The 24,364-nt window shown below is 41.2% G+C and carries 25 protein-coding genes and 1 other annotated feature; of the genes, 3 read left to right on the forward strand and 22 right to left on the reverse strand.

The window, feature by feature from the left end:
• Positions 1-14: 14 nt before the first annotated feature.
• From MOZ64_RS06370 to rapZ, 18 genes are all read right to left on the reverse strand, one after another.
• On the reverse strand, positions 15-536 hold the full coding sequence (locus tag MOZ64_RS06370) for an adenine phosphoribosyltransferase (protein ID WP_320325754.1): 522 nt from the start codon (positions 534-536) through the stop codon (positions 15-17).
• 53 nt (positions 537-589) lie between these two features.
• On the reverse strand, positions 590-2,131 hold the full coding sequence (locus MOZ64_RS06375; protein ID WP_320325755.1) for a single-stranded-DNA-specific exonuclease RecJ: 1,542 nt from the start codon (positions 2,129-2,131) through the stop codon (positions 590-592).
• A gap of 44 nt (positions 2,132-2,175) precedes the next feature.
• Positions 2,176-3,459, reverse strand: a complete 1,284-nt coding sequence (gene obgE / locus MOZ64_RS06380; protein ID WP_320325823.1) for a GTPase ObgE — start codon at positions 3,457-3,459, stop codon at positions 2,176-2,178.
• A 58-nt stretch (positions 3,460-3,517) separates the two neighbouring features.
• On the reverse strand, positions 3,518-3,802 hold the full coding sequence (gene rpmA / locus MOZ64_RS06385; protein ID WP_128519583.1) for a 50S ribosomal protein L27: 285 nt from the start codon (positions 3,800-3,802) through the stop codon (positions 3,518-3,520).
• Between the two features lie 5 nt (positions 3,803-3,807).
• Entirely contained in the window at positions 3,808-4,128 is a 321-nt protein-coding gene (locus MOZ64_RS06390; RefSeq protein WP_320325756.1) for a ribosomal-processing cysteine protease Prp, read from the reverse strand.
• A gap of 2 nt (positions 4,129-4,130) precedes the next feature.
• The gene (rplU, locus tag MOZ64_RS06395; RefSeq protein WP_128519581.1) at positions 4,131-4,433 is read right to left on the reverse strand and encodes a 50S ribosomal protein L21; all 303 of its coding nucleotides are present in this window, start codon (positions 4,431-4,433) and stop codon (positions 4,131-4,133) included.
• Positions 4,434-4,444: 11 nt separating this feature from the next.
• Positions 4,445-4,516: a sequence feature (ribosomal protein L21 leader region), on the reverse strand.
• A 53-nt stretch (positions 4,517-4,569) separates the two neighbouring features.
• Positions 4,570-7,602 carry a DNA polymerase III subunit alpha gene (locus tag MOZ64_RS06400; RefSeq protein ID WP_320325757.1) on the reverse strand — a complete coding sequence of 1,011 codons (3,033 nt, stop codon included), beginning with the start codon at positions 7,600-7,602 and terminating at the stop codon, positions 4,570-4,572.
• Positions 7,603-7,656: 54 nt separating this feature from the next.
• Entirely contained in the window at positions 7,657-9,525 is a 1,869-nt protein-coding gene (locus MOZ64_RS06405) for an ABC-F family ATP-binding cassette domain-containing protein (protein WP_320325758.1), read from the reverse strand.
• Entirely contained in the window at positions 9,522-10,820 is a 1,299-nt protein-coding gene (locus tag MOZ64_RS06410; protein ID WP_320325759.1) for an N-acetylmuramoyl-L-alanine amidase, read from the reverse strand. Before MOZ64_RS06410 ends, MOZ64_RS06405 begins: the two co-directional genes overlap by 4 nt.
• 49 nt (positions 10,821-10,869) lie before the next feature.
• Positions 10,870-12,225, reverse strand: a complete 1,356-nt coding sequence (gene asnS / locus MOZ64_RS06415) for an asparagine--tRNA ligase (protein ID WP_320325760.1) — start codon at positions 12,223-12,225, stop codon at positions 10,870-10,872.
• Between the two features lie 227 nt (positions 12,226-12,452).
• Positions 12,453-13,103 (reverse strand): redox-sensing transcriptional repressor Rex, encoded by a 651-nt coding sequence (locus tag MOZ64_RS06420; protein WP_320325761.1) that lies wholly within the window; start codon positions 13,101-13,103, stop codon positions 12,453-12,455.
• 84 nt (positions 13,104-13,187) lie between these two features.
• Positions 13,188-13,790: a hypothetical protein gene (locus MOZ64_RS06425; protein ID WP_320325762.1), complete on the reverse strand. Its 603-nt coding sequence runs from the start codon at positions 13,788-13,790 to the stop codon at positions 13,188-13,190.
• Entirely contained in the window at positions 13,787-14,293 is a 507-nt protein-coding gene (locus MOZ64_RS06430; RefSeq protein ID WP_320325763.1) for a Gx transporter family protein, read from the reverse strand. Before MOZ64_RS06430 ends, MOZ64_RS06425 begins: the two co-directional genes overlap by 4 nt.
• On the reverse strand, positions 14,290-14,652 hold the full coding sequence (locus MOZ64_RS06435; RefSeq protein ID WP_320325764.1) for a NusG domain II-containing protein: 363 nt from the start codon (positions 14,650-14,652) through the stop codon (positions 14,290-14,292). The genes MOZ64_RS06430 and MOZ64_RS06435 overlap by 4 nt, the downstream gene beginning before the upstream one ends.
• Positions 14,653-14,667: 15 nt before the next feature.
• Positions 14,668-15,195 (reverse strand): hypothetical protein, encoded by a 528-nt coding sequence (locus MOZ64_RS06440; RefSeq protein WP_320325765.1) that lies wholly within the window; start codon positions 15,193-15,195, stop codon positions 14,668-14,670.
• Positions 15,192-16,136, reverse strand: coding sequence for a DNA-binding protein WhiA (gene whiA, locus MOZ64_RS06445; protein ID WP_320325766.1), 945 nt, complete (start codon positions 16,134-16,136; stop codon positions 15,192-15,194). The genes MOZ64_RS06440 and whiA overlap by 4 nt, the downstream gene beginning before the upstream one ends.
• Positions 16,099-17,100: a gluconeogenesis factor YvcK family protein gene (locus MOZ64_RS06450; protein ID WP_320325767.1), complete on the reverse strand. Its 1,002-nt coding sequence runs from the start codon at positions 17,098-17,100 to the stop codon at positions 16,099-16,101. The genes whiA and MOZ64_RS06450 overlap by 38 nt, the downstream gene beginning before the upstream one ends.
• Positions 17,097-17,957: an RNase adapter RapZ gene (rapZ, locus tag MOZ64_RS06455; RefSeq protein WP_320325768.1), complete on the reverse strand. Its 861-nt coding sequence runs from the start codon at positions 17,955-17,957 to the stop codon at positions 17,097-17,099. Before rapZ ends, MOZ64_RS06450 begins: the two co-directional genes overlap by 4 nt.
• Positions 17,958-18,026: 69 nt before the next feature.
• Here rapZ and MOZ64_RS06460 point away from each other — a divergent pair, with 69 nt between their 5' ends.
• Positions 18,027-18,530: an HAD domain-containing protein gene (locus MOZ64_RS06460; RefSeq protein WP_320325769.1), complete on the forward strand. Its 504-nt coding sequence runs from the start codon at positions 18,027-18,029 to the stop codon at positions 18,528-18,530.
• Positions 18,523-18,894, forward strand: a complete 372-nt coding sequence (locus tag MOZ64_RS06465) for a VanZ family protein (protein WP_320325770.1) — start codon at positions 18,523-18,525, stop codon at positions 18,892-18,894. The genes MOZ64_RS06460 and MOZ64_RS06465 overlap by 8 nt, the downstream gene beginning before the upstream one ends.
• Positions 18,895-18,898: 4 nt before the next feature.
• Here MOZ64_RS06465 and MOZ64_RS06470 read toward each other — a convergent pair whose 3' ends face one another.
• Positions 18,899-20,614, reverse strand: coding sequence for a putative glycoside hydrolase (locus MOZ64_RS06470; RefSeq protein ID WP_320325771.1), 1,716 nt, complete (start codon positions 20,612-20,614; stop codon positions 18,899-18,901).
• Positions 20,615-20,711: 97 nt separating this feature from the next.
• On the reverse strand, positions 20,712-21,074 hold the full coding sequence (locus MOZ64_RS06475; RefSeq protein WP_320325772.1) for a thioesterase family protein: 363 nt from the start codon (positions 21,072-21,074) through the stop codon (positions 20,712-20,714).
• Positions 21,075-21,112: 38 nt separating this feature from the next.
• Between MOZ64_RS06475 and MOZ64_RS06480 the strand changes: the two genes are divergently transcribed.
• Positions 21,113-22,216 carry a hypothetical protein gene (locus MOZ64_RS06480; protein ID WP_320325773.1) on the forward strand — a complete coding sequence of 368 codons (1,104 nt, stop codon included), beginning with the start codon at positions 21,113-21,115 and terminating at the stop codon, positions 22,214-22,216.
• A 3-nt stretch (positions 22,217-22,219) separates the two neighbouring features.
• On the opposite strand, the gene MOZ64_RS06485 is transcribed toward MOZ64_RS06480, so the two are convergent.
• Positions 22,220-23,386, reverse strand: coding sequence for a M15 family metallopeptidase (locus MOZ64_RS06485; RefSeq protein WP_320325774.1), 1,167 nt, complete (start codon positions 23,384-23,386; stop codon positions 22,220-22,222).
• Positions 23,383-24,363: a M15 family metallopeptidase gene (locus MOZ64_RS06490; RefSeq protein ID WP_320325775.1), complete on the reverse strand. Its 981-nt coding sequence runs from the start codon at positions 24,361-24,363 to the stop codon at positions 23,383-23,385. The genes MOZ64_RS06485 and MOZ64_RS06490 overlap by 4 nt, the downstream gene beginning before the upstream one ends.
• Between the last annotated feature and the right edge of the window lies 1 nt (position 24,364).

The following is a 24,364-nucleotide window of genomic DNA, read 5'->3' on the forward strand; positions in this document are numbered from 1 at the left end:
TTCTTCTTAACTATTTATTCGCCGGCATAATGAGCTAAGGAACAAACCGGAATATCCCCAATTTTTTCGCGACCATGAAGATCATCCAATTCAATCACAAAGCCACAACCAACAACTTGACCACCCATTTGTTCAACCAATTGAATCGCTGCTTGTGTCGTTCCTCCGGTGGCCAATAAATCATCGATCACAACGACTTTTTGTCCCGGTTTGATGGCATCGGTATGCATGCATAACTCATCTTCGCCATATTCTAGACCATATTTTACCGAAATCGCTTCGCGTGGTAATTTGCCTGGTTTGCGAATGGGGGCAAAACCCAAATTGCACTCTAAGGCAACGGGTACACCAAACAAAAAGCCTCGCGCTTCTGGTCCAATCACAAAATCCGCCTGGGTTTCTTTCACAAAATCCACGAATGTTTGTGTGACATAACGCAATGCCTCTGGATCTTGAAGGATCGGTGTGATATCTCTAAAAATGATTCCTTCTTTGGGAAATCCAGGAATACTGGCAATATACTTTTTAATATCCATACTTATTCTTTTCCTCTTTTCTTATATCGCTATTTTACAACACGATGACTCATCTAGCCAATATAATTGATGGTTTCAATGATAAAAGACGGTTTTCTTTGACCTCGAAATTGATTGATTTGTACCTGACCGACAAAACTATAAATTTGATTCACACTTTTTTGTTTTTCTTGCTCCGTTTGATTGAAATTCATACATTCCAATCCATTCCGCAAGATATATCGTACATGCTTGCCATTTTGAATGGGAAACATCGATTGAATTTCAGGATGGATCAATTCAAAAGAAGGACAGACAAAACCAGGCCCAAAAGGTCGGAGTTGATCTAAACTTTGGATTGCAGATAGGCTTAATTCTTCCGGCAATACCGATAGAGTTTCCAAATGAGGCTCTTCCCATTGAAAGGTCTGGATCCGATCATGAATATATTTTTTGAAAAGGGTATAATCTTGCGGACTCAAACTAAACCCCGCCGCTTGGGCATGGCCTCCAAATGTGGCATAAGATGGAAAATCTTTCAAAAAGGCCATGCAGTTGAAACCTTCGGGCGAGCGCATGGATGCTTTGTACCCCTCTTGATTTTTTGTCATGACAATGGCTGGTTTATGATAGGCGTTGCATAAATTTCCAGCCACCAATCCAATGATACCTTCATGATACGAGGCATCACTGACCAATAAGACCTCTTCTTGTAGGGCACATTTCGCTTTGGCATGATTGACCATCTGCATGGATAAATCTTTCCTGCGATCATTCAATTGATTGATTTGTTGCTGGAAAGTGAACAATTGACTGCGATCACTGCATAAAAAATATCGAACCACAGTATTCACATTGCCTAAATTGGATAACCTGCCGACCGCATTTAATTTAGGAACAATTTGAAAACCAACATTGACTTCATTCAATTGCCGGTCATTCGCCAATGGGGATATATGCGATTCCGCTTTCTCATTCAATCGTTTTAGACCTTGTTGGATGATGGCTCGCGTTTGGCCTTTGACGATCATGACATCGCCAATGCTCGCAATGGCAGCCAATTCCAGATCATAACCGGTAGCGAGGCCTAAAGCACGGATACACTCAAAGGCAACACCGGCACCACATAAAGTTGAAAATACGGGTTCCATGTTGGTTGGATGCACGAGAAGATCACAAGGTACGGGATTTTCGATTTCGTGATGATCGGTTACAATGGTTGTCATTCCATACGACTTGGCTTTTTCTAAAGCATCGATTGCTTTTACCCCATTATCGACCGTAATGATGGTCGTATACCCTTTGGCATGGGCTTTCTGTACAGTTTGGGGATGAAGGCCATAGCCTTCTCGAATGCGATCGGGTATATAATAACCCACTTCGATGCCATAGCGACGTAAACCATGGACCATGATCGTTGTGGCCAGGATCCCATCGCAATCATAATCACCACCCACAAAGATTTTCTCGTCTTTATGGGTTGAAATAAAGTCCACAAACGATTGTATAGATGGTGCTTGTGAAACGGGAGCCAGCCTTTGCGTATGGGTCCAATAGTCCCATTCTTTTGGATTGGAGACGATAAATTGTAAAACTTTTTGTGCTAAATTTTCCATGTTCGTATTATAGCACAAATAAAAAGCAGAACGATCGTTCTGCTCTAGCTTTCAATAAAATCAAATTCAAATCCATGAATTCGAACCGTATCGCCATCTTGACAACCTGCTTTACGCAACGCATCATCAATGCCCATATAACGCATCCGCTGACTAAATAAATAATAGTCTTCTTCCGTGTTGAGCTTGGTGATGTCAAAGGATCGATCAATTTTTGGCCCTTTGACTTCAAAGACATGCGGTTCCACTTTGATGATTTCAAAGTCTTTGGGTTTGGCTTCCAAAGTATAGGTAACCCCAGCATCTTGACCCCAGTCATCCATGATTGGAAATGGTGGCGTGCTGGCTAACAGATCCGCTGCTTTGCGTAAGACGGGATCCAATCCTTCGTGAATGATCGTACATGTTTCAAATACCGGGACATCGGGATAGGTGGCTTTAAAGCGTTGCAGATTTTCCTTTGCCGCATCCAGATCCATCTTATTTGCGACCACGATTTGCGGTCTTTCCAACAAGCGCATTTGATAAGAGCCCAGCTCATCATTGATGATCTTGTAATCTTGGACAGGATCCCTGCCTTCTTCACCACCCATATCGATCACATGTAGAATGACCCGACAACGTTCGATATGTTTCAAAAATTCATGTCCCAGACCTTTGCCTTGGCTGGCTCCTTCGATCAATCCGGGTAAATCTGCCAAAATAAAACTGCGTCCATCTTTGGTTTCCACCACACCAACGTTCGGTGCTCGTGTCGTGAACGGATAATCACCGATTTCTGGATGGGCCCGGCTGACCGCATCTAAAAAAGTGGATTTGCCAACGCTTGGAAAACCAACCAGACCTACATCGGCTAATACCCGTAACTCTACGATACAATCAAATTCTTCTCCGGGTTTGCCATCTTCGGCATATTTAGGTGCCGTGTTCCGACTGGATTTAAAATGATAATTGCCCCGGCCACCTCGACCACCATGAGCGACAATTTGTTGCTGATGCGGTTGGGTAAGATCCGCTACAATTTGACCCGTATCTGCATGCTTTACGATCGTGCCTAAAGGCACCTTCACGATGGTATCTTGGCCATTGGCTCCATGCATTTTTTTCGTCTTGCCATTTTCTCCCGGTGTCGCCTTGATCTTTCGATGATAACGAAGATCCATTAATGTGATCATATTGGGATCGGCTTCAAAGATGACATCGCCGCCTTTGCCCCCATCACCGCCAAAAGGACCGCCGTAAGCAACATATTTTTCATGACGGAAACTAACGATACCATTTCCACCATTTCCGGCTTTGACATTGACTTTTACTTGATCGACAAACATTGCCATTTCCACACCTTCTTTCTAAAAGAAAACCCCGGTATTGCCGGGGTCCTTCGTCTTAAGCTTGTGGGTAAACAGAAACTTGTTTCTTATGTTTTCCCAAACGTTCAAATTTAACAACACCATCCACTAATGCGAACAATGTGTCATCGCCACCACGACCTACGTTAGTTCCGGGATGAATCTTTGTTCCACGTTGACGATAAATGATGCTTCCTGCATGGCAAGCTTGTCCATCAGCTACTTTGCATCCTAAACGCTTCGATTCTGAGTCACGACCGTTCTTAGTCGAACCAACTCCCTTTTTTGATGCGAATAATTGATTATTTAAAACGAATTTCATGTCGGTTACACCTCAACTTTCTTTATTTTGATTATTTTCGAATTCACTTGAGCCACCGTATCCAATTGAATAACAAATGTTTCAAGGATCGATTGTAAAAGAGGGGTAGACTCTTTTACATGAATACTCACAAAGCCATCTTCCATGGTGAGCTCACAACTGTTTGGGCATTGTTGATCAATGCTGTTGAGAATCCCTACACTGATGGCACTCACTTGTGCACAAACAAGAGCAAATTCTTCATGTTCTTGCTGATCTTCATGCCCACTGACCACAATGAGTTCCCAATTTTTTTGATGTCTTTGCTCGTGAACAGCAATGAACATTACTAAGCCTCAATAGAAGCAATCTTCACAGCTGTATATGGTTGACGATGTCCTTGTTTACGACGAGTTGAACTCTTCTTAGGACGGTATTTTACGATCGTGATCTTCTTACCTTTTCCTTGTTTTTCAACGACACCTGTAACTTTAGCACCTTCTACATATGGTTTTCCAATTTTACCATCTGCGAACAATACCTTGTCGAATACGACCTCATCACCTTCGTTAGCCGCTAATTTTTCAACATAAATTACAGCATCTTGTTCAACTTTGATTTGTTTTCCGCCAGTTTCAATAATTGCGTACATATGTGCACCTCCTATTCATGAATACTCGCCATTAAGGTGTGCGAAGCATCTTTCAAACCTTTTCTGTGCGGTTGCCGACTGCGGAGTCTGCAACAATAGTATTTTATCCAAAGGACCCCTTCACGTCAATCTTTTTTTACTTTTCTTTGATCCATGTCAGTGCATTCGCGATCATCGAATCCGATCGATCCTTTTTCCCATGGATCTTCACAAACGCACCGACTTGGATGTTTTCTTTTTCTTTTTCATACATACGCGGCATGATCGCAATATCCATTTGTGCACTCTCATCTTCTAAAGTAAGAAAACACATCATCGACTGGGTCTTCTTGGTTCGGTGGATATGATATCGACTGATCTGTCCTACAATGGTTATATAGCCCATCGTTTGTAAAGCTTGTTGGATGGGGATACAAGGCTGCATTTGTTGACGTAAACGAGCAATGGGATGCTCGGTCAAATAAAAGCCATATACCTGTTTTTCTTTTTTTGATTTAGCCAATGGATCTTCTTTCATCGGCAAGATCCTAGGGGGCGATACAATATCATAATTAAACAAAACCCCTTCATTGGTTTTTGTTTGTACGATCGATGCATATTGTAAGACATCCCGTAAAGCTTCTTGCATGGTGGCTCGATTCAAACCAAAACCATCCAGAGCACCGCCATCGATCAAGATGCGCATATTGGATTCGTTCACTTTTTGCGCAGAAGAGCGAACCACAAAATCAATATAGTTCTTATAAGGTTTTCCTGGCTCCAATTGTTGATGCACCAATTGGCCAATGCCTTTCATGACTTCCAGTGGCATGCGTAAGCCATTCTTTTCGATCGTATAGCCATTTTGGGATGCATTGACATCTGGATACAAAATCGGGATGTGCCGTCTTTGACATTCATAGATATACATGCTCGTCTTGGATTCCGAACCAATGACACTATTCAAGATACTTTGATAAAAATATAAAGGCACATTGGCTTTCAAATACGCCATTTGATATGCCACCATACCATAGGCATAACTATGACATTTATTAAAACCATATTCCGCAAATCGTTCCATTAAGTCAAAGATTTCTTCCGCCACTTTTTTGGTGCATTGATTCTGTATTGCACCATCAATAAACTGTTGGCGATACGAAACCATCAGATCCATCTTTTTCTTTCCCATGGCTTTTCGTAAATTATCGGCTTGTGCCAAACGAAAACCACCAATCGTTTGCGCAATCTGCATGATTTGTTCCTGGTACACTATGATTCCATAGGTATCTTTTAAGATGGGTTCTAATCGCGGATCCAAATATTGGATCTTGCGCGGCTCTTTGCGATTCTCTAAATAAATAGGGATATTTTGCATAGGTCCGGGACGATACAGCGCCAATACAGCGGCAATATCTTCAAATCGTTTGGGCTGCATCTGGATCAACAATTTACGAATGCCATCGGATTCCAATTGAAAGACTCCCATGGTATCTCCTCTTGAAAACAATTGATAGGTTTTCGCATCGTTTAAAGGTAATTTTAAAATATCGATGGTGCGATGTTGATCGGTTTCAATGGCTTTTACGATTGAAGCAATCGTGGTCAAATTACGAATGCTCAAAAAATCCATTTTGATCAAGCCGAGATCTTCTAGATATTCCATCGGAAATTGGGTAGCTTGGATGGTTTCATCCACAGCCACTAGCGGACAAATCTTTTCGATGGGCTGATCCGAGATCACGATACCGGCTGCATGCAAAGAAATATGTCGCGGTGTTCCCTCGATTTTTGCTGCCCAGTCATACAATTCCCGACTTTCTTTGTCTTGATCGATCAATCGATGAAAGGATGCATTGTTTTGATATGCCTCCAACAAGGTTTCCCGATTCAAAGTTTTAGCGATCGCATCCACTTTACGAATGGGATAATTCAATACCCGTGCCACATCTCGTAAGGCGGCCTTGGCCTTCATGGTATTAAAAGCGACAATATGAGCCACATGAGCATCGCCGTATTTTTGGCGTACATATTCGATCACTTCATCGCGTCGATCATCGGGAAAATCGGTATCGATATCGGGCATCGAAATACGTTCTGGATTTAAAAAGCGTTCAAACAATAAATGATTTTTGATTGGATCAATATGGGTAATACCTAAACAATAGGCAACCAGCGAGCCAGCTGCGGATCCTCGTCCAGGCCCGACATAAATACCTTGTGAACGGGCATAGCGAATAAAATCCCAGACGATCAAAAAATAATTGGTAAACCCCATTTTAACGATTACCGAGAGTTCATATTCAAGCCGTTTCACATAGGTTGCTGGCACATTGTGATTCATCCGTTTTTCCAGACCCGCCTTGGATAATTTGATCAAATAAGCGGTATTATCGATATGAAGCTTATTTTCAAATTGTGGTAGATGACTTTTTGTCATGGCCATCTGAACGTTACATTGACATGCAATGTGATCGGTCATTTCAAGATCAGCCGGATCATAAAGTTTTTTCATTTCCGTATCCGTTCGAATATATCGATCATTTTGGACATCTAAGGTCTGGTCTTGGATCGTCGTTTGTTTCGCAATGGCTCGTAAGATCCGCAATTGCTTGACATCTTCCGGCTTTTGATAATAGATGCAAGATAAAGCGACCGTAGGCATGCCTTGTTTCTGGGCACAAGCCCTTATTTTTTGATTGATCTCTTTTCGATAAATAGAATCATTCTTGGCGATTCCTACATAAAAATCTTTCCATAAAGATTGGCAATGGGTTAGATGTTCGATCAATACATCGGTTTCTTTATGATTGACCCATCGCTCAAAACTATCTGTCGTTATCACGATGCAGGCACTGGTTTGCTGGGCCAATTCATCCAAAGTATATTCTTTTTCATGCATCCATTGGGTGGAAACATGATACAGCTGCTGCAACGCTTGATCATTTTTGGCAAGAAACACAAAGGAGAATGTTTGTTCATGATATTGACAATCTCCTTCCAAGCCAAGAATCGGATGGATCTGTTTTTTTTGGGCATAGGACCAAAAGGCCATCGTACCATACATGGATTTCCAATCCGTCAGGGCTACGTGTTCCAGCCCCATCGATTTGGTCGTATCCACTAATGAGGCAATCGATAGTGGCGATCGAAGCAACGAATAATAACTGCGAGCATGTAGATGTACCATGGATCCATCCTCCTTCCTCTTTAGTATAGCACACAAAAAGAGCACGATCGTGCTCTAAGTGGCTTGCTCCAAAAGGGCCATCTTTTCTTCCCATTCCTGTTCCAGATGCGCAATTTCATTGTGTTTTTCATCGATTTGCGCATTGAGCTGGTCCATCTTGCGAAAGTCTTGGTAATATTCGGGTTCAAATCGTTTGTCACGTAATGCTTCCAACTCCGATTCCGCACGTTCTAAGAGCGTTTCCAATTTAGCGACCCGATTCTTTAACTGCTTGGTATCTTGAAAAGTGACTTTGGATTCTTTTTTTTCTTGTTGCTGCAGTGGCATCTCTTCTAGATCATCGGCCGTTTTCTTCTCGAGATATTCCTCATAGGACAAGGCATACACATGGCTTTCTGGCCCCATTTCCAGCACATGATCTGCCATCTTTTTCAGAAACATCCGGTCATGTGATACAAACAATACGGTTCCATCGTATTGCATCAAAGCATCTTCCAGAGCTTCTTTGCTCGGAATATCCAAATGATTGGTGGGCTCATCCAAAACCAAACAATTGTCGTGTTCCAACATCAGACAAGCTAAGGCTAAGCGAACACGTTCGCCACCGGATAGTGTATTGACATCTTTAAAGACTTCATTTTCAGTAAACAAAAAGGAAGCCAAAATATTCCGAATCTCGGTCTGATTGGCCATGGAATCATGTGCCCACAAAGTATCCAATACATTTTTATCCGATGTCATCTGGGCACTTTCCTGATCAAAATAGCCCACATCGATTTGATGGCCCCATTGATACGTTCCCTGTAAGGGTGGGATCTTTTGGATCAAGGTCTTGACCAAGGTACTCTTACCAATGCCATTGGGCCCCACAATGGCCATACGCCAACCTTTTCGTAAGGAAAAATCAACGGTGCTCAACGCTTGATCATAACCAATTTGGAGATGTTCCACTTCTAAGACCTGGTTGCCTCCTTTGCGAGCCGAGCTAAAATGGGCACGCATTTGGGAATGATCCGCTTGCATATCTTCGATCGTATCCATCCGGTCCAGATATTTTTGTTTGGACTTCGCAAAAGCGGCCTTAGAACTTTTAGCATGAAATTTATCGATCAATGCCGTTAAGCGTTGAATTTCTTGTTGCTGCCGAACATAGGCTTCATGATTTTTGGCAATATATTCTTTTTTCGCTTGCACATAATGGGTATAATTGCCCGGAAAGCGCAATGTCTTGCCATGGTCAATTTCAATGATCTCATCACAAACATGATCCAAGAAGACCCGATCATGAGAGACCACGATAATGGCAAATGGATACGCTTTGACATACCCTTCCAACCATTCGATCGATTCAACATCGAGGTGGTTGGTTGGTTCATCCAGCAATAAGACATCGGGTTTGGACAACAACAATTTTACCAAGGCAATGCGCGTCTTTTGACCACTGGAAAACGCTTTGATGGGTTTATTCAGATCCTCTTCTGTAAACGAAAAATGAAAGAAGACATTTTTTAATTCTACTTCGTAATTATACCCATTGAGCATTTCGAATTCATTTTGCATGCGATCGTATTTTTCAAGTTGCACCATACTGGCATCGGTTGCCAAAATATCGGCTTGTTTCAATAGATCTTTTTCCAGTTGTCGCACATGGTCAAAAGCTCGGAGTAATTCTTCATAGACGGTATTGTCTTGATCATAAAAAGTAATTTGCGATAGATACCCCACATGAGTATCATTGGCAATCACGACGTGTCCGCTATCGGGTTGTTCTTGTTGACAGATGATCTTTAATAAGGTGGTCTTGCCACAACCATTTCGACCGACCAAGCCAATTTTTTCTTTGGCTTTGACCGTCAAGCCAGCCCCATTCAAAACCATCTGGGTACCATAGCTTTTCTGGATCCGACTTAAACTGACTTTCAATTTGATCCTTCTTTCTTTACATCCAAATAATAAGCAACACCTTTGGCCAATGCTTTGGCTATTTTGGTCTTATTCTTTTGGTAATACTGAATACTGCTTGTATCGTCCCCATTCAAAAATTGGAAATAGACACCATACATACCTGGACTATCTTTATAGCGTTGATTTTCTTTGGATGAAGTGGTACGACCCGCATAAGTTGCTTTGCCCCCACTTTCACGCAATTGTGGCCAGACTTCGTATTTATCATTCTCATCGTTATAGCCATCAAAAAGGACTCCATCTTCATGCAGTTGTCGAGCACTGGATTGGGTATCATCCATTTTGATACCATTTTTTTGCATGATATACGAAATATTATCGGCTAATACCCCCGATGTATGTGGCGAAACCATCATGAATGGTTTTTCCGTCGTATCGTATTGACTAAAACCAACACTTAAAAAGATCTTGGCTTTGTGTTCATACCCTTTCGCTACACGACCACTTCGACCACTATAGGAAGGGGTCCCCTCTTTTTTGCGCGTCAATTGCACGTTTAAACCATATTTTTCGAGTTCTGCCTTGACTTTGGTGGCAAAATCATACGCTTCGGCTTGTTCCGTCAGGTTTCCCGCCGTTAATCCATCGGCCACTTGATTGTTTTCGGTATCATAAATATCACCGCATGGATCGATCATCACGTCGACCGTATCGGCTTTGGGAATATTTTCCGTAACGGAAATAAAGGCATAATTCTTTTTTAGATGAATGTCCTGATCTTTTAAATAATCGGTATCGGCATCCATGGAAATATGTTTCACGCGATGCTTTCGACGAACCGTTTCAAAGGGTTCCATGTGCACCTTTTTATTGAAGTATACGCGTTTTTTTTCAAAATGATCATACACATAGACTTCATACAATCCAGGATCCAATTGATTGGTCTTGATGCCTTCATCCGCACCTGAACCAAAGGTATAATTGATTTCTTCCTGGGTCTCGACATTGACCAAGACCAAATTCGCGCCCATCAGTGCATCCGTTTTGTTTAGTGCTGTATCGTGATAGAGCTTGAGTGATTCGCCATACATGGTATAGGTCTTCACTTGATAATTTTGGTTAAAATGGGTCTTGATATTATTTTTCAAGATGGAGGTATCTTGGATCGTATCCAAATAGGTTTCATTGATCCGATCCACATCGGTAGGTCGTGTGACATATAAAAAAATCGAAATAACGATCAAGGCAATGGTCGTGACCAATAATATTGAACGACGAACAGGAGATATCGAATGAAATGTTTTCTTTGCCATACCGTATTTATACCAAACTTTAAAAAAGCCGTCAATGTGACGGCAGTGATTAGAAAATCAAGTTTCTTGGTGTTCTTGGATATGGTTCGACATCACGAATATTTTGCATGCCAGTCACATACATCAACATACGATCAAATCCTAAACCAAAGCCGGAATGTTTGCATCCGCCAAAACGACGCAGATCCAGATACCATTGCAAGGTGGATTGATCCATACCCAATTCCTGCATCCGTTTTTCTAGTACGTCATATCGTTCTTCTCGTTGGCTACCACCAACCAATTCTCCCACGTAAGGAACCAATAAATCGCAAGCGGCCACGGTCTTTTGATCCTCGTTGACACGCATATAGAAAGCCTTGATGTCTTTTGGATAATCCGTCAAGAATACGGGACCATTGACGATCTTTTCGGAAATGTAGCGTTCGTGCTCACTTTGCAGATCCATGCCCCAATAGATGTCTTGATTTTCAAATTGATCTTTGGCTTTTTCTAAATGCTCGATTGCTTCGGTATAGGTCATACGCACAAATGGAGAATTGGCAACATGCGTGATTCGTTCCAACAGGCCTTTATCGACATATTGATTGAAGAATGCCATTTCTTCGGGTGCATGTTCCAAACAATAGTTGATGCAATATTTGATCATGGCTTCAATACAATCCATATCATCGGCTAAATCGGCAAAGGCCAATTCGGGTTCGATCATCCAGAATTCCGAGGCATGACGAGTCGTATTGGAATTTTCCGCACGGAACGTAGGTCCAAAGGTATAGACATTGCGATACGTCAATGCAAAGGGTTCGACATGTAACTGACCAGATACGGTCAATTGCGCATGTTTCCCAAAGAAATCTTGATCATATTTGTCGTCTTTGCGGGTCGTGACAGTAAAGCATTCGCCAGCTCCTTCGGCATCATTGCCCGTAATGATTGGTGTATGGACATAGACAAAGCCTTGGTCTTGGAAAAAGGTATGGATGGCCATGCTCAACACCGAACGCAAACGGAAGATCGCATAATAGCTGTTGGCACGTGGTCGAATATGTGGAATTTCGCGCATATATTCAAAACTGTGACGTTTCTTTTGAATGGGATAATCATGATCACAAGCGCCTAATACTTCAATGGAATCCGCATGGATCTCAAAGGATTGTTTGCCTTTGGGTGTATATACAAAAGTTCCTTTGACTTCTACAGCCGATCCCAAGGTGATCTTTCCCGCTTGTTCAAAGGTTGGTAGATCTTGTTCATAAACGACTTGTACATTGGTAAAACACGATCCATCATTGATCACGATAAAACCAATTTTTTTACTAGCGCGATTGGTACGCACCCACCCTTGAATGTCTACTTTTTGACCATCCAATTGGGCGGCTTGTTCTTTCATTTTTTTAACTAACATTGTTCTTCTCCTCCCAGAAAATAAAAAAATCGCTCCCTAAAAGGAACGATTTAATAAACCGCGGTGCCATCCTCATTTACATATGAATATGTACCCTTTGATCGATGTAACGTATCGAACGAGACTGTCTACTTATTTTCTCCAGTCCAGCTCCACAGGTGTTCTTTGATATCTATTCTTGTCTTTCACCATCACAAGTCGCTACTGTCGATATGTCCGTCCTGTTTCTATGCTTTTTTATTCATGGAATTGGATTCAAAAACCAATTCTTGTATTGATGATACCACATCCACGCTCTTGACAACAACCCCTTTTGGGACATTAAAATGCTTGGATGTAAAATCAATAAATCCGGTAATGCCGCACTCCACCAAGCGATCAACAGTCTTTTGAACGCCGTGCGTGATCGTTAAGATCGCAATGTGACATCCCTGCGGAATTTTTTCTTCTAGTTCATCCATCGAATAGACGGGAACACCATATAATTCCATCCCGATCTTTGATTCATCTCGATCAAAGGCACAAACAATTTCACCGACAACGTAATCCCATTTGTTGTAGTTCATCAAAGCGCGTCCTAAGTTTCCTGCTCCAATGAGAATGATCTTCTCGTCAAAATCGACTCCCAATTGCTGATTAAAGATCTCGACCAATCGATCTACACTATAGCCGTAGCCTTGTTTGCCTAGATTGCCTAAAAAAGAAAAATCACGACGAATCGTTGTGGGTTCAATGTTGACCAGTTCGGCCAATTCTTTGGACATGACACGTTCCACACCGTGTTTTTTTAATTTTCGTAAGGCTTTTAAATAAACTGGATATCTTTGAAAGGTGGCTTTTGGTACATTTTTATTATTATTATTATTATTCGTAGTCATTACAACCTCCGCATAGTTATCTATATTGTAACTGCTTGTGAAGTATTTAGCAACCGTTGTGAATAAAAAAATAGATGTCACAAATCATTTGGACATCTGTCTTTCATCTAACTTTTTCAAAGTGGGATCCACAAATTGAATCAAATCTTGCATTTGCTCTTTGACAATGGAGGCATATCCATACTGAAAGGTATAATAAACAAAAACACCAAACATAAGAAGCAAGGACAGCCAAATTATCAAAAAAGATAAATGAAAAAGCAAGACCAATACGATCAGTGCCACCACAAAAACGAGCGTCGCAATCTGCAAAATACGTACTTTATAGCGTTCTTCATACGTATGTAAAAGGGATGGAAATTCTTTTAGAAAGGCTATGGTAAAAGCATCCAATGGTCGATTGGTAAAAACGACCCCTGCATATGTACGTTTGGGCGTTTGTCTGGCTAAGGAAACTTGTTGCATGCGCATGACCACAAATCGTAAGGCTTCTTCGTTTTTTTCTTTGCGATATTTTCGGCCATATAATTCCATCAATTTTAAATAATCCACATCATACACGGGATCCTGGCTCATTTGGATACAAAGATCATGTAATTGATTCATGGAATTTTGCGAATACGTTCCCAAACTATCTTGCATTAGGCGTTCGACTTGTTTTAAAGCGCCCATATATGGTTGCGTCATTCAACGATCCTTCCTTTCAATCGATCCAGCATTTTTTGTGATAGGATGGCCACAACTAAACCACTCACAATGGAAAGGGCCAATAAGATTGGCAAAAACAGCTGCATAAAATATTGTTGATAGATCCATGTTACGGCAATCACTTGGCCTACGCTATGAAAAGCGGCTCCCAAGATGGAAATGCCATAGATAGAAAATACCTTGACATCGGCACCAATCGACATCGCCAGCAAGCTCAACAAGCCGCCAGATAACGAAAGCCAGAAGGCGACGCTAAAAAGCGTCCCTTGTAGTATGGCGCTTAAAAAGATCCGACCCATACCGACGATCCACATGGATTTTTTATCATAGATCATCAAGGCAAATAAGCTAGCTAAATTAGCGAGTCCAATCTTAAATCCGGGAACGATCATCACGATGGGCACAAAGCTTTCAATGAGTTGTAAAAGAATGCCCACGGCCATCAAAAATCCTAAATTGACACTTTTTCTTGTATTCATCATTGAATCACCGTATCCTCACTGGAATCATTTCCCTCTTCAATTTGAACCACGGTTTCATTGGGAAGACAAACAATGGGCGTATTCGCATTGGATACATATCCTTGTTTGGAACACGTATGATGTGGACTGTTTTCTTGTCGCACGCGAACTGCACCATCTTTCACCTGAATATGAACCGGTCCCAACTTCCCTTTTACGGTATATTCTTTATTCTGTCTTAGATCGATGCGTAATACTTCTTTGTTGGCAACTTGGACAACCGCGACTTTGGATGTCGGTGCATTGTGCAATAAAGGAAAAATCAAACCAATCGAAAGAATCATGATACCAACGATCAAGATCTTATCTGCCTTTGTCATGTCAATCATTATAGACTATTGCACGACGATATTCACTTTTTTTTCAACTGTATTGCCAAATCGATCATAGATCCGTACGGTAGTGGCTTTGGTTCCGGTGGTGGATGTATCAACATCACTTTCATAGTTCACGCCGGATAGATCACTGGCATCAAAAGCGGTTTGATAATCGGGTTCGGCACCAACGCTACATGTGATTTCAGTTGGTGATTGATTGACCAGTGGTGCTTGGGTATCTTTGATTTTAATCTTAAATGGGATTTTTTGGTTTCCATTGATCAAGGTAAAATCATAGGTACCACAAACGAGATACTCTTTTCCTTTGTTCACAAAACGATTCTTTTCTTTATAGATGCCTTTGGATTGGGGTACGACCTTCATATTCTTGGTGTCGTAATGATCGGCATTTTTGATATAGAGCTTGGGATTGCCATATACATCGGCGCCCAATTCATAGGTAAATGTATGTTTTTGTAGTTCAATGGAACTGGAACATCCACTCAGCAATATACCCAAGGCTAATAATAATGTGAATTTTTTCATGTGGATTCCTCCTGTATGGATGCCGCCATCTCTTTGATCCGATTCAAGCGATGCTTCATTCCCGATTTTGATATGATATCGCCATAGGCACGATAGACTTCTTCACACAATTCATTCATGTTGGCATCGGGAAATTGTTTGCGAATTTCCATCACATGACGAATCTTATCCGAAATATCTACCTTTTGCGGATTGGCCTCCAGGATCGCGATGGCTTCTAATTGTTTTTTGGCGGCCTTTTGGGTCTTCATTTCATTGGCCACTTCACAATTATCCAGCCGTGTCATTTGATTAAAGAAGTCACGTTGGATGCGGCTGTCTTCAAAATCAAACAGGGCTTGACTGGCATTGCACAACCGTAAAAAATCAGCAATTTTTTCACCCGCTTTTAAATAGATCACTTCGTATTTTTTGCGTTTGGTGATCTTCGCAGGTAAATGATAGCGTTCCATCAAATGTTGAACGGCTTGGGCCAGCTCCGTTTCGGTGGTTGACATCTCCAAATGATAATTGGCGGTTTTGGGATCGTTGATCGATCCACTGGCTAGAAAACAACCACACAAATAAGCTCGTGCCATTTTATCCGATCGGATCAATCGTCCCAAGGGTTTATAGTGGATGCCCGTATCGGTCAAAATGCCGAGATCATCTAAGATCTCGCTGGCTTTATCATATACTTCCACGCGATACATATTGCTTTTTTTTAAACGCATATTGCGAATGACCGATAAACGTGGATTGACCCCATATACTTGTTTCAACATTTGAAACAGATGTTTGGCAATCGTTGCGTTTTCAGTTTGATAGGAAACCGACAAACCACGAAAGTTCATATGCATGCTGGCACGCATTTGAAAGAGGGCACAAATTTGTGCCCGTGCTTGATTTCGATCGGTTGGTTCTTTACAGATTTGTTTTTTCACTTCGCTGGTAAAGGACACGGAGATCCTCCTTACTATCTATCTTTTCCAAGATTTCGGCTACCGCTTCACAAACCGCTTTCGGATCATGACGTATACGTCCTTGGGTATCAAATTGTACCAATAATCGCTGCATAATGCCATAGTCATGTTCCGCTTCTTTGATCTTGACCGGATAGGAATGCTGCTTTGCGTAAGCTTCCAAGATTGGTTTTGGTAAGTAGGATTGATTCACGACCACCAGATCTACCGCGTCTTTAAAGGAATGTTTTTCCAATGCCCGAATATGATCTTCTACGCTATAGCTATCGGTCTCTCCTTGTTGGGTCATCGCATTACAAAAATAGATTTTGGGACAAGGATTATCATGAATGGCTTGACTGATTTCAGGGATGATCAAATTGGGGATGATCGAAGTATACAAAGAGCCAATACCATAAATGATCAAATCCGCATTATGGATGGCTTGGATCGCATCCAAAAAGGGATGAACCTTTTGTTGATAAAAGACTTTATTGATGTTGTTGTGTGCTTTCGGGATGGAGGCTTCGCCACGAATCATCGTGCCATCTTCCATCATCGCATATAAAGTCACGATATCTAAGGTACTGGGCACGATCTTGCCGCGTACATTCAATACGTGGCTAATGGCTTCAATGGCTCCCATAAATGAGCCGGTAATATCCATCAATGCTAGAAACATCAAATTGCCTAGGTTGTGACCACCGATATCTTGATTGCCACTGAATCGATAATTCATCAGTTCCGCAAATAAAGATTCATCTTCCACATTGGCCATGGCGGTCAAAACATGACGAATATCGCCAATGGCTGGTACATTATAGGTTTGGCGCAAGCGACCCGTGCTGCCACCATTATCGGCCACTGTTACAATGGCGGTAATATTGGCATTTTCCAGTTTTTTCATACCGCTCAACATACTGGAAAGGCCGGATCCGCCACCAATCACAACGACGTTTTTCATCCGATTTCCTGATCGCCAATATCGCGATGGCTTTTAAAGCAACGATACGTATCTTTATAGGTATCGTATAACCAGTTACAAATGGTCACAGAGCGGTGTTGTCCACCTGTACAGCCAACGCCCACGATCAAATGGGATTTGTGTTGTTCATTATAGGCTGAAAAAACAAAATCACAATAGGCTTTCAATCGGGTAATAAAATCCTGGGTTTCTTGGGCCATCATGACATAATCATAGACTGCTTTATCATTGCCGGTCTTCTTACGAAGGGCGGGTTCATAAAATGGATTGGGTAAAAAGCGCACATCAATCACAAGATCGGCATCCATGGGCAGGCCATGTTTGAATCCAAACGATTGAAAGGTGATCGTAAATTTGGCAGTCTCATTGCCTTTAAATCGATTACGGATGCGTTTGGCCAGTTCCGAGGTCGACATCCTGGTCGTATCAAAATGAATGGTGCCTTTTTGGTTGCCTTGCATCTTGTTGAAGTAATCCCGTTCCAATTCGATGGCCTCTTCTAAGGTCGTAGCCATGCCATTGGCAATCAATGGATGTCTTCTTCGGGTAAAACGATAGCGTAATAATAATTCTTCATCACTGCAATCCAAGAAAATGATCTGGACATCCGTAGATGTATCATCAAAAAAATTAAAAAAGGTCATATAATCGATCGCACTCACGGACAGTGCAATATATTCATATTTTTGTTCTTTTTGTAGGACATTTTCCAATTGGGACAATAATTCTTTCGGAAAATTGTCAATACAATAATAGCCTAAGTCTTCAAGGGCATTCATGGCACTGGATTTGCCGGCACCAGACATTCCCGTTAATAGGACGATATGTTGCTTCATGTGATTTCCTCCTATGTTTCTATTCTATCACAGTTGGAAAAGCGTTGAGACTCGGTTACAATATTTTGTATGCAAGGTATTCTTTTTTTAGATTTTGATGGGGTCATCAATCCCTATATGTATACAAATGAAGTTGTCCCGGATCGAAAGAAATGGTTGCGCATTTGGAAACATCCTAGTTTTATCCACATCAACAACTATACGATTGGCCAGGTCAATGCGAATTTTGATGTGGAAGCTTGTCAATATGTCAAAGATCTATGTGATCGATTTGATTTAAAGATCGTCATAACTTCTTCTTGGAAAGAATTTTATTCATTGAAACAAATCAAAGCGTTATTGAGCTTGCGTCAATTGGATCCCTATGTCATCGATACGACATCGAAAGACAATCAATCGCGTCCTGATAAAATCAGAGCCTATCTCAAGTTACATCCGGTCAAGATCTATCTGATCTTGGATGATATCGATATGCGAGATTCGTTTCCCGATCATTGTATCAAGACCTATAATTTATTTTCAAAAGCGCAGTATCAATTGGCCATTCAGCTTTTGGAGGCTCAACATGCGTAAAACAATCTGGAAGATCCTGGCGATCGGCGTAATGTTCTTGATTTTCTGGTTTTCCAATCAAGATGCGAGTGCTTCTACTCTACAAAGTGGATGGTTTTATCATTTGTTTCATGGCCATCTATCGGTATGGATGATTCGGAAAGCAGCCCATATGTCCATCTATGCTTTATTGGCTTTTTGTGTCTATCAGGCCCAAGAAAAACCGACCATTCAGAAAACCCTTATTATCGTAGTTATCTATGCTTGCAGTGATGAATTTCATCAACTCTTTATTCCCGGGCGAAATGGCAGTCCCATCGATGTAGGCATTGATACATTAGGGGCCCTGATCCTTTTGGGCCTATGTAAAAAACTGAGCAAATGATTGCTCAGTTTTTGATCTTACTATCAACAAAACCTTTTTGTACACCTTTTAGATCGTTGGGATCCCCATTGCCAAACCAGATCAGATAGCCTTCAAATCCTGCTTTATTGATACCTTTGATCTCGGCTTTGACATCCTTGGCATCAAATGGACTATAAGCCTGGATCCATGTACGATAGATCGCTTGGGTACCGATTTCCTCCATTTGTCGCTTGGAAATCGTGGAGAATTTATACAAGGTCTTCTTTGGTGCAGCAGTTGGATTGGGAATATCCATAGCACCTTGTGAGAAAAGATCGGTATATGGCATGGGACAAACGACATCGACCACATTGGCAATGGCTGGGAAGAATTGACCGATATCTTGGTCATCTTGAACAACGATAGGCCAAGCAAACACATCAGCAGCGACATAAACATGATACGGACTGAGTTGATCTTTGGCATAGGTAAAGAAACCCTGGATGGCCGCTGCTTTACTTTCCTTATATGTATTGCGCATATTCAGATCATCTTTTTGACTAGCCGTACCATCTGGAAAACGACAATAATCAAATTGAATTTCATTGATGCCCATCTGGGCAATTTCTTTGCAGATATCAACATTATACATCCAAGCTTTTCGCGAATAGATGCTTGGCCAATATTCATCATTGATTTCGATGAAGTTGCCTTTTTTATCCACGATGGCTTCTTTTTTATTTTGTTTCGCAAATATCGAATCTTTAAACGTAACACATCGAGCAATCATGTAGTAGCCGGCATCTTGAAATTCATGGATGAGATCTTTCAGTTCTTGTTTGGACATGACCGATCCGGACAAGGCTTCGGATGGTTTTGAAAGATATTTTTTAGGTACATCACTATCATAAAATAGATTGCCACCATCGCCTTTACACTCAATGGTAATGGAATTGATGCCCGTTTTTTTGATCAGGGATAGATAATATTGTTTATGATTTTTTAAGTTGCTTAAAGAGACATGTACCGAATTGATATCCGAACGAATCGGATTGTCTTTGTAGCGAGAGGCCGGTTGCGGTTTATAATCGATTTGATCCACATAGGCATCTTTGGAATAGCCTTTGCCATAATAATCATCCCAATAGGTAGAATACGTGATGTCTTGGGCGTAATTCGCCGTCGCCGCACTCTTGGTCGTTTCGACATGAGCCCCATTGATCCAATATTTTTTACCATTTTTCTTCACTTGATACCATTGGATCCGACCCGTCTTGCGATCGAGGTCTTCGGTCTTGACCGAAACAACTTTGACCTTTTCCCCTTTACGAACAACCGTAGAAGATAGGTTTCCTTGTTTGTTGGTCATAAGATTCAACAAGCGGCGTGGATACACATATTGAATCTGAATGGCATCTTCCAGCTTATTGACCAAATGAGTATTATCCACTGTCAATGTTTCATTCTTATAGACAATGGTCGATGTATTTTCACCGGTTTGTCGCAATTCCACTTCTGACCCACGAGGAATAGATACCACGCGTTGTCCCGCTTCATCATTTTGGGCATAGTACGAGACGGTAACTTCGAGCGTATCCCCACTACAGGCAATGTAGCGTTTCGGATGGATCAAAGCATCGACTCCAGGAATACAGATCACAAGTGCAAGAATCACCAAAATGGTTGTAAAGAATCCTTTTTTATGATGGCGATAACTGGCTTGGAGCATTTGTATTCGCTTTTGATTCTTCTTGTTCATAAAATAATACTACCATAGTTTATGAAAACATGCCATTTTTGGCGATTCTAGACCTATTTTTGTGCTTTTCTGTTCTCTTTTGAATCACACGGTCCCATTATTGGTAGACTTTTGCTAAAAATTTCTCACTGTTGACAATGCATCGTGTATGTTTGCCTTTGCCAATACAAGTTTGGCCTTGGTAAGCCACAACATCATATTGAAGGATTCGGCCTTTTTGTTCCGTGAGGGTTGCTTGGATCGTAATTTCTGCGCCAAGCGGACTGGGTGCATCATGGCTTACATTCATCGCAATGCCAACACTGGTTTGACCTTCTTCTAAGTCCAGACACAGACAGGCAGCTTGTTCCATCCAAGCAATCATTTGCGGTGTCGCTAATACATCCAAGGACCCGCTTTTCATGGTCGATGCCAAATGGGCTTTTTCGACGATACAGTGGATTGTTACGGTTTGCTTCATATTTTATCTCCATTTCTATATATGATATAATAATTCATATGAACAATGTCAATCAACAAGATTTGATCCTTTATCGAAATTGTCGAAGACGGGTGGAGCGACGCTTACTGATCACGATCCTTTTTTTGATCGCCTATAGTATAGGTGTGGCCTATGCCTTAAATACCGCTTTTTTACAAGTGGATGCCAATGGCTTTGATGTGCTATTATCAGGAATCTTACTTTCGCAAGTCGGTATTTATATGGTCATCTTTATCTTATTGACAACGGGATCAAAAATCTATCGCTATGTCTATTGGCTGGCTTTTGCGTTTTCGGTGGTCTTGCTGTATGTACCGATTTCTACAACCATTACCGATATGGGCCATTTGCTTTCGTACTTGGTTTTATTGGTTTGTATGATCGTAAAGCTCCAAGTTTTATGGAGCACGGGCAGCTATCTAAAAAACGATCCTTCCGCAAAGGTCTTTTTTGATCATATCATTGAAGTGGATGAAAATGGGAATTTTGAAGATCCTCGTTTTGCCAAAGACCTTGCCAAGCAACAAAAGAAAACCATTTCACAATTGAATATGGGAGAAGATGATACCGTACAAGTCGTAGATATGGAGCAGCCACAAGTGGAATTGCCTCATCAAGAAATTGATGATGAGGTATCGGAGGCTTTGGTCGAGACCTTAACGTATCAAAAACTGGCCGTGCGTATTGGTATCGTTGTCTATTGTAGTTTAGGGCTATTCCCGATCCTCATTCAAATCTTTCATAGTTTATTTGCGAGCAACGATTACCAATATATTTTTGCCAATCATGATATGTTTGTATCCTGCCTGATTAGTGCAATCTTATGGACCGTTCCGGTTTTGTTCATGTATTATGAACACCCCAAATCGAAACAACTGGTCAAAGCTTGTATCTTAGGTGAGCTGATTCGCATTGGCCTCTACTTGCCAACTTTTATTGGTTATATGCGTGCACAAGATACCACCTATCCGATGCGAACTTTTATTTTCTATGTTGCGTTTGATGTGGTTCGCTATCTTTTGTTAGGCATGACTATTCGACCTATTTTTAAAATGGATCCACCCGAACCGAAAAACGATGAAGATGAATACGATGATGATGAACAAGAAAGTGCCGAGTAGATTCTACTCGGCATATATTATTTTGGTATCAAACCCATAATGTAAGATATATTCTTCCAAGGTCCAATTGTTTATATAGCATTCTTTCGCAGCTTTCTTTCCGACATAACGATAATGCCATGGTTCATTCGAAGTACCCGTTATACTTGTTTTGGAAGATGGATAACGAAGAATAAAACCGTATTTATAGGCATTCTTCTTCATCCATTGATATTCTTTCGTTTCACCAAATGTCGAATACTTTCCATCTACGACACTTTGACTGGTCATATCAACGCCTAAGCCCAATTGATGTTCGCTGTAGCCTGGTTTGGCAACGAGATCATCCGCTGTTTGGGTATCATACATCGCATGATATTCATTGTAAAGTTCTTCTTGTTGCGCATACGATCGATAGGCACTGTTGATCACCAGTTCCAAGCCTTTTTTCTTGGCCGCCTTGGCCATTTTTTCTAAAGCCGTGGCCGCTGCCTTACGCATTTTATTCGGTGTATCCGCAGAAGCCGTAGCCAGATTTACGGTAACTAAATCATTGGGCACATAGTTTTTCGAAATCCCATAGCCATCTTTCACTAAAGTCAAATACGAAGGATTGGCAATTCTATAAGTCCGTGTCACCTTATTTTTGGAATTGATCTGCGCATGAGAAATGGATAATATGGCAGCTAATGGCTTTTTCTTAGATGCCACATATTTTTTTAGATCTTTAGCTACAAATCCATTGATCTTTAAATACTGTTTAGCTGTTGTAAAAGAAACCTTGCTACTGGCCAAAGCTTTGAATTCTTTGATGGACATATGTTGTTTCATCAACGAACGAATCGTATCCATCGAATAACCCAGTTTTTTCAGGGATGGAACCACTTGATAGACACCATCGACATACGCAATGGTCTTGGCTTTCGAAAGTCCGGTTTGTTGATGAACGGTGGCATAGTCATAATAATGTTGCTGGTTTTTCTTGGTATCCCATGCATCGATATCAATCTTTGTATCCAAGTAATGGGATACATCATCACTTTGCAGGATGACACTTTGTTGATTAAAGGTATATCCAGCATGCCACAGCTGCAAGCGGGTATGGTTCCATACACCCACACATAATACCACAACGATACCTACCAATATGGCACGATTCCGTCGTGCTTTCTTTTTGTTGATTTTTTTCATTGATTCCCCCAATATTCTTCTAATGTCCAATTCTTTTCAAAACAAGTCTTCGCTACCTTTTTTCCTACATAGCGTAGATGCCAACTTTCATAGCTGTAGCGTGTTACCTTTTCTTTCTCTTTGGGATAACGCAGGATAAATCCATACGAATGCATATTCTTTAAGATCCAGTTATAGCCTTTGTAGTTTTCAATTTCATTAAAAGGATGATCATTAAAGGTAATATCGACTGCAAGTCCAGTATTGTGTTCACTTTGGCCGGCTCGCGCAAAATAAGCATCGGCATAGTCTTGTCCATACGTATTGGCATTGGTCGTCCATAAATTTAATTGATAGTCATAACTACGATATCCCGAAATCGCAACGATCTTAAGATTTTCTTTTTTCCCGGCTTTCACCATTTTTTGAAAAGCGGTATTTGCTTCTTTTCGCAAATAGAGTTCATCACTGTTGCATCCAGTATCTCCTACTGTACATACACTTTGGATGGGCTTTAGATCTCTGGGTTCATATCCTTCGGGTAAGGCATAGAATTTATTGACTAGATAAGCTGGATTCGTATCTTTATGCACAAGGATCGTTTTTGAATACGGTTCTAAATCTTGATTCGTATTCACAGCCAGGATCGTTTGTTTCGCACTGGTCTTCTGTTTTTTATAGTAGGCTGCGTATCGTTTGGCCAAGGAACCATGATAATTTTCCCGATTGATCATAGCTTGAACGACCTTTGTAGGTACGCCGCCTTTTAACAACGTATTGACACCCGATGTAGATGAAATATCTAAATCACAATAACTTTGAATATATTTACCCTGAAAATCACCAGATAGCATTTTTTTCACACTATCTGTATGCGTACAGTCTTTGGCTTGGGCATATACACCAGCTGCTTTTAATTGGGCTTTCTCTGCTTTGGTGTAAGGGCCACATCCACTCAAAACCAATGCACAAAGTATAAAGAACACGACTTTTTTCATA

It is taken from the genome of Absicoccus intestinalis (assembly GCF_033971885.1).
In the GTDB taxonomy this organism is placed as follows: domain Bacteria; phylum Bacillota_I; class Bacilli_A; order Erysipelotrichales; family Erysipelotrichaceae; genus Absicoccus; species Absicoccus intestinalis.

What these genes read in the sequence shown, in the direction of transcription:
- MOZ64_RS06435 (WP_320325764.1), bottom strand. Translation starts at nt 14,652, where the DNA reads ATGACAAAGGCAGATAAGATCTTGATCGTTGGTATCATGATTCTTTCG.
- MOZ64_RS06485 (WP_320325774.1), bottom strand. Translation starts at nt 23,386, where the DNA reads ATGAAAAAAATCAACAAAAAGAAAGCACGACGGAATCGTGCCATATTG.
- MOZ64_RS06425 (WP_320325762.1), bottom strand. Translation starts at nt 13,790, where the DNA reads ATGACGCAACCATATATGGGCGCTTTAAAACAAGTCGAACGCCTAATG.
- MOZ64_RS06460 (WP_320325769.1), top strand. Translation starts at nt 18,027, where the DNA reads ATGCAAGGTATTCTTTTTTTAGATTTTGATGGGGTCATCAATCCCTAT.
- rapZ (WP_320325768.1), bottom strand. Translation starts at nt 17,957, where the DNA reads ATGAAGCAACATATCGTCCTATTAACGGGAATGTCTGGTGCCGGCAAA.
- MOZ64_RS06375 (WP_320325755.1), bottom strand. Translation starts at nt 2,131, where the DNA reads ATGGAAAATTTAGCACAAAAAGTTTTACAATTTATCGTCTCCAATCCA.
- MOZ64_RS06410 (WP_320325759.1), bottom strand. Translation starts at nt 10,820, where the DNA reads ATGGCAAAGAAAACATTTCATTCGATATCTCCTGTTCGTCGTTCAATA.
- MOZ64_RS06480 (WP_320325773.1), top strand. Translation starts at nt 21,113, where the DNA reads ATGAACAATGTCAATCAACAAGATTTGATCCTTTATCGAAATTGTCGA.
- rplU (WP_128519581.1), bottom strand. Translation starts at nt 4,433, where the DNA reads ATGTACGCAATTATTGAAACTGGCGGAAAACAAATCAAAGTTGAACAA.
- MOZ64_RS06440 (WP_320325765.1), bottom strand. Translation starts at nt 15,195, where the DNA reads ATGAAAAAATTCACATTATTATTAGCCTTGGGTATATTGCTGAGTGGA.
- MOZ64_RS06390 (WP_320325756.1), bottom strand. Translation starts at nt 4,128, where the DNA reads ATGTTCATTGCTGTTCACGAGCAAAGACATCAAAAAAATTGGGAACTC.
- MOZ64_RS06465 (WP_320325770.1), top strand. Translation starts at nt 18,523, where the DNA reads ATGCGTAAAACAATCTGGAAGATCCTGGCGATCGGCGTAATGTTCTTG.
- rpmA (WP_128519583.1), bottom strand. Translation starts at nt 3,802, where the DNA reads ATGAAATTCGTTTTAAATAATCAATTATTCGCATCAAAAAAGGGAGTT.
- MOZ64_RS06430 (WP_320325763.1), bottom strand. Translation starts at nt 14,293, where the DNA reads ATGATGAATACAAGAAAAAGTGTCAATTTAGGATTTTTGATGGCCGTG.
- MOZ64_RS06470 (WP_320325771.1), bottom strand. Translation starts at nt 20,614, where the DNA reads ATGAACAAGAAGAATCAAAAGCGAATACAAATGCTCCAAGCCAGTTAT.
- asnS (WP_320325760.1), bottom strand. Translation starts at nt 12,225, where the DNA reads ATGTTAGTTAAAAAAATGAAAGAACAAGCCGCCCAATTGGATGGTCAA.
- MOZ64_RS06370 (WP_320325754.1), bottom strand. Translation starts at nt 536, where the DNA reads ATGGATATTAAAAAGTATATTGCCAGTATTCCTGGATTTCCCAAAGAA.
- MOZ64_RS06420 (WP_320325761.1), bottom strand. Translation starts at nt 13,103, where the DNA reads ATGACTACGAATAATAATAATAATAATAAAAATGTACCAAAAGCCACC.
- MOZ64_RS06400 (WP_320325757.1), bottom strand. Translation starts at nt 7,602, where the DNA reads ATGGTACATCTACATGCTCGCAGTTATTATTCGTTGCTTCGATCGCCA.
- MOZ64_RS06490 (WP_320325775.1), bottom strand. Translation starts at nt 24,363, where the DNA reads ATGAAAAAAGTCGTGTTCTTTATACTTTGTGCATTGGTTTTGAGTGGA.
- obgE (WP_320325823.1), bottom strand. Translation starts at nt 3,459, where the DNA reads ATGTTTGTCGATCAAGTAAAAGTCAATGTCAAAGCCGGAAATGGTGGA.
- MOZ64_RS06450 (WP_320325767.1), bottom strand. Translation starts at nt 17,100, where the DNA reads ATGAAAAACGTCGTTGTGATTGGTGGCGGATCCGGCCTTTCCAGTATG.
- MOZ64_RS06475 (WP_320325772.1), bottom strand. Translation starts at nt 21,074, where the DNA reads ATGAAGCAAACCGTAACAATCCACTGTATCGTCGAAAAAGCCCATTTG.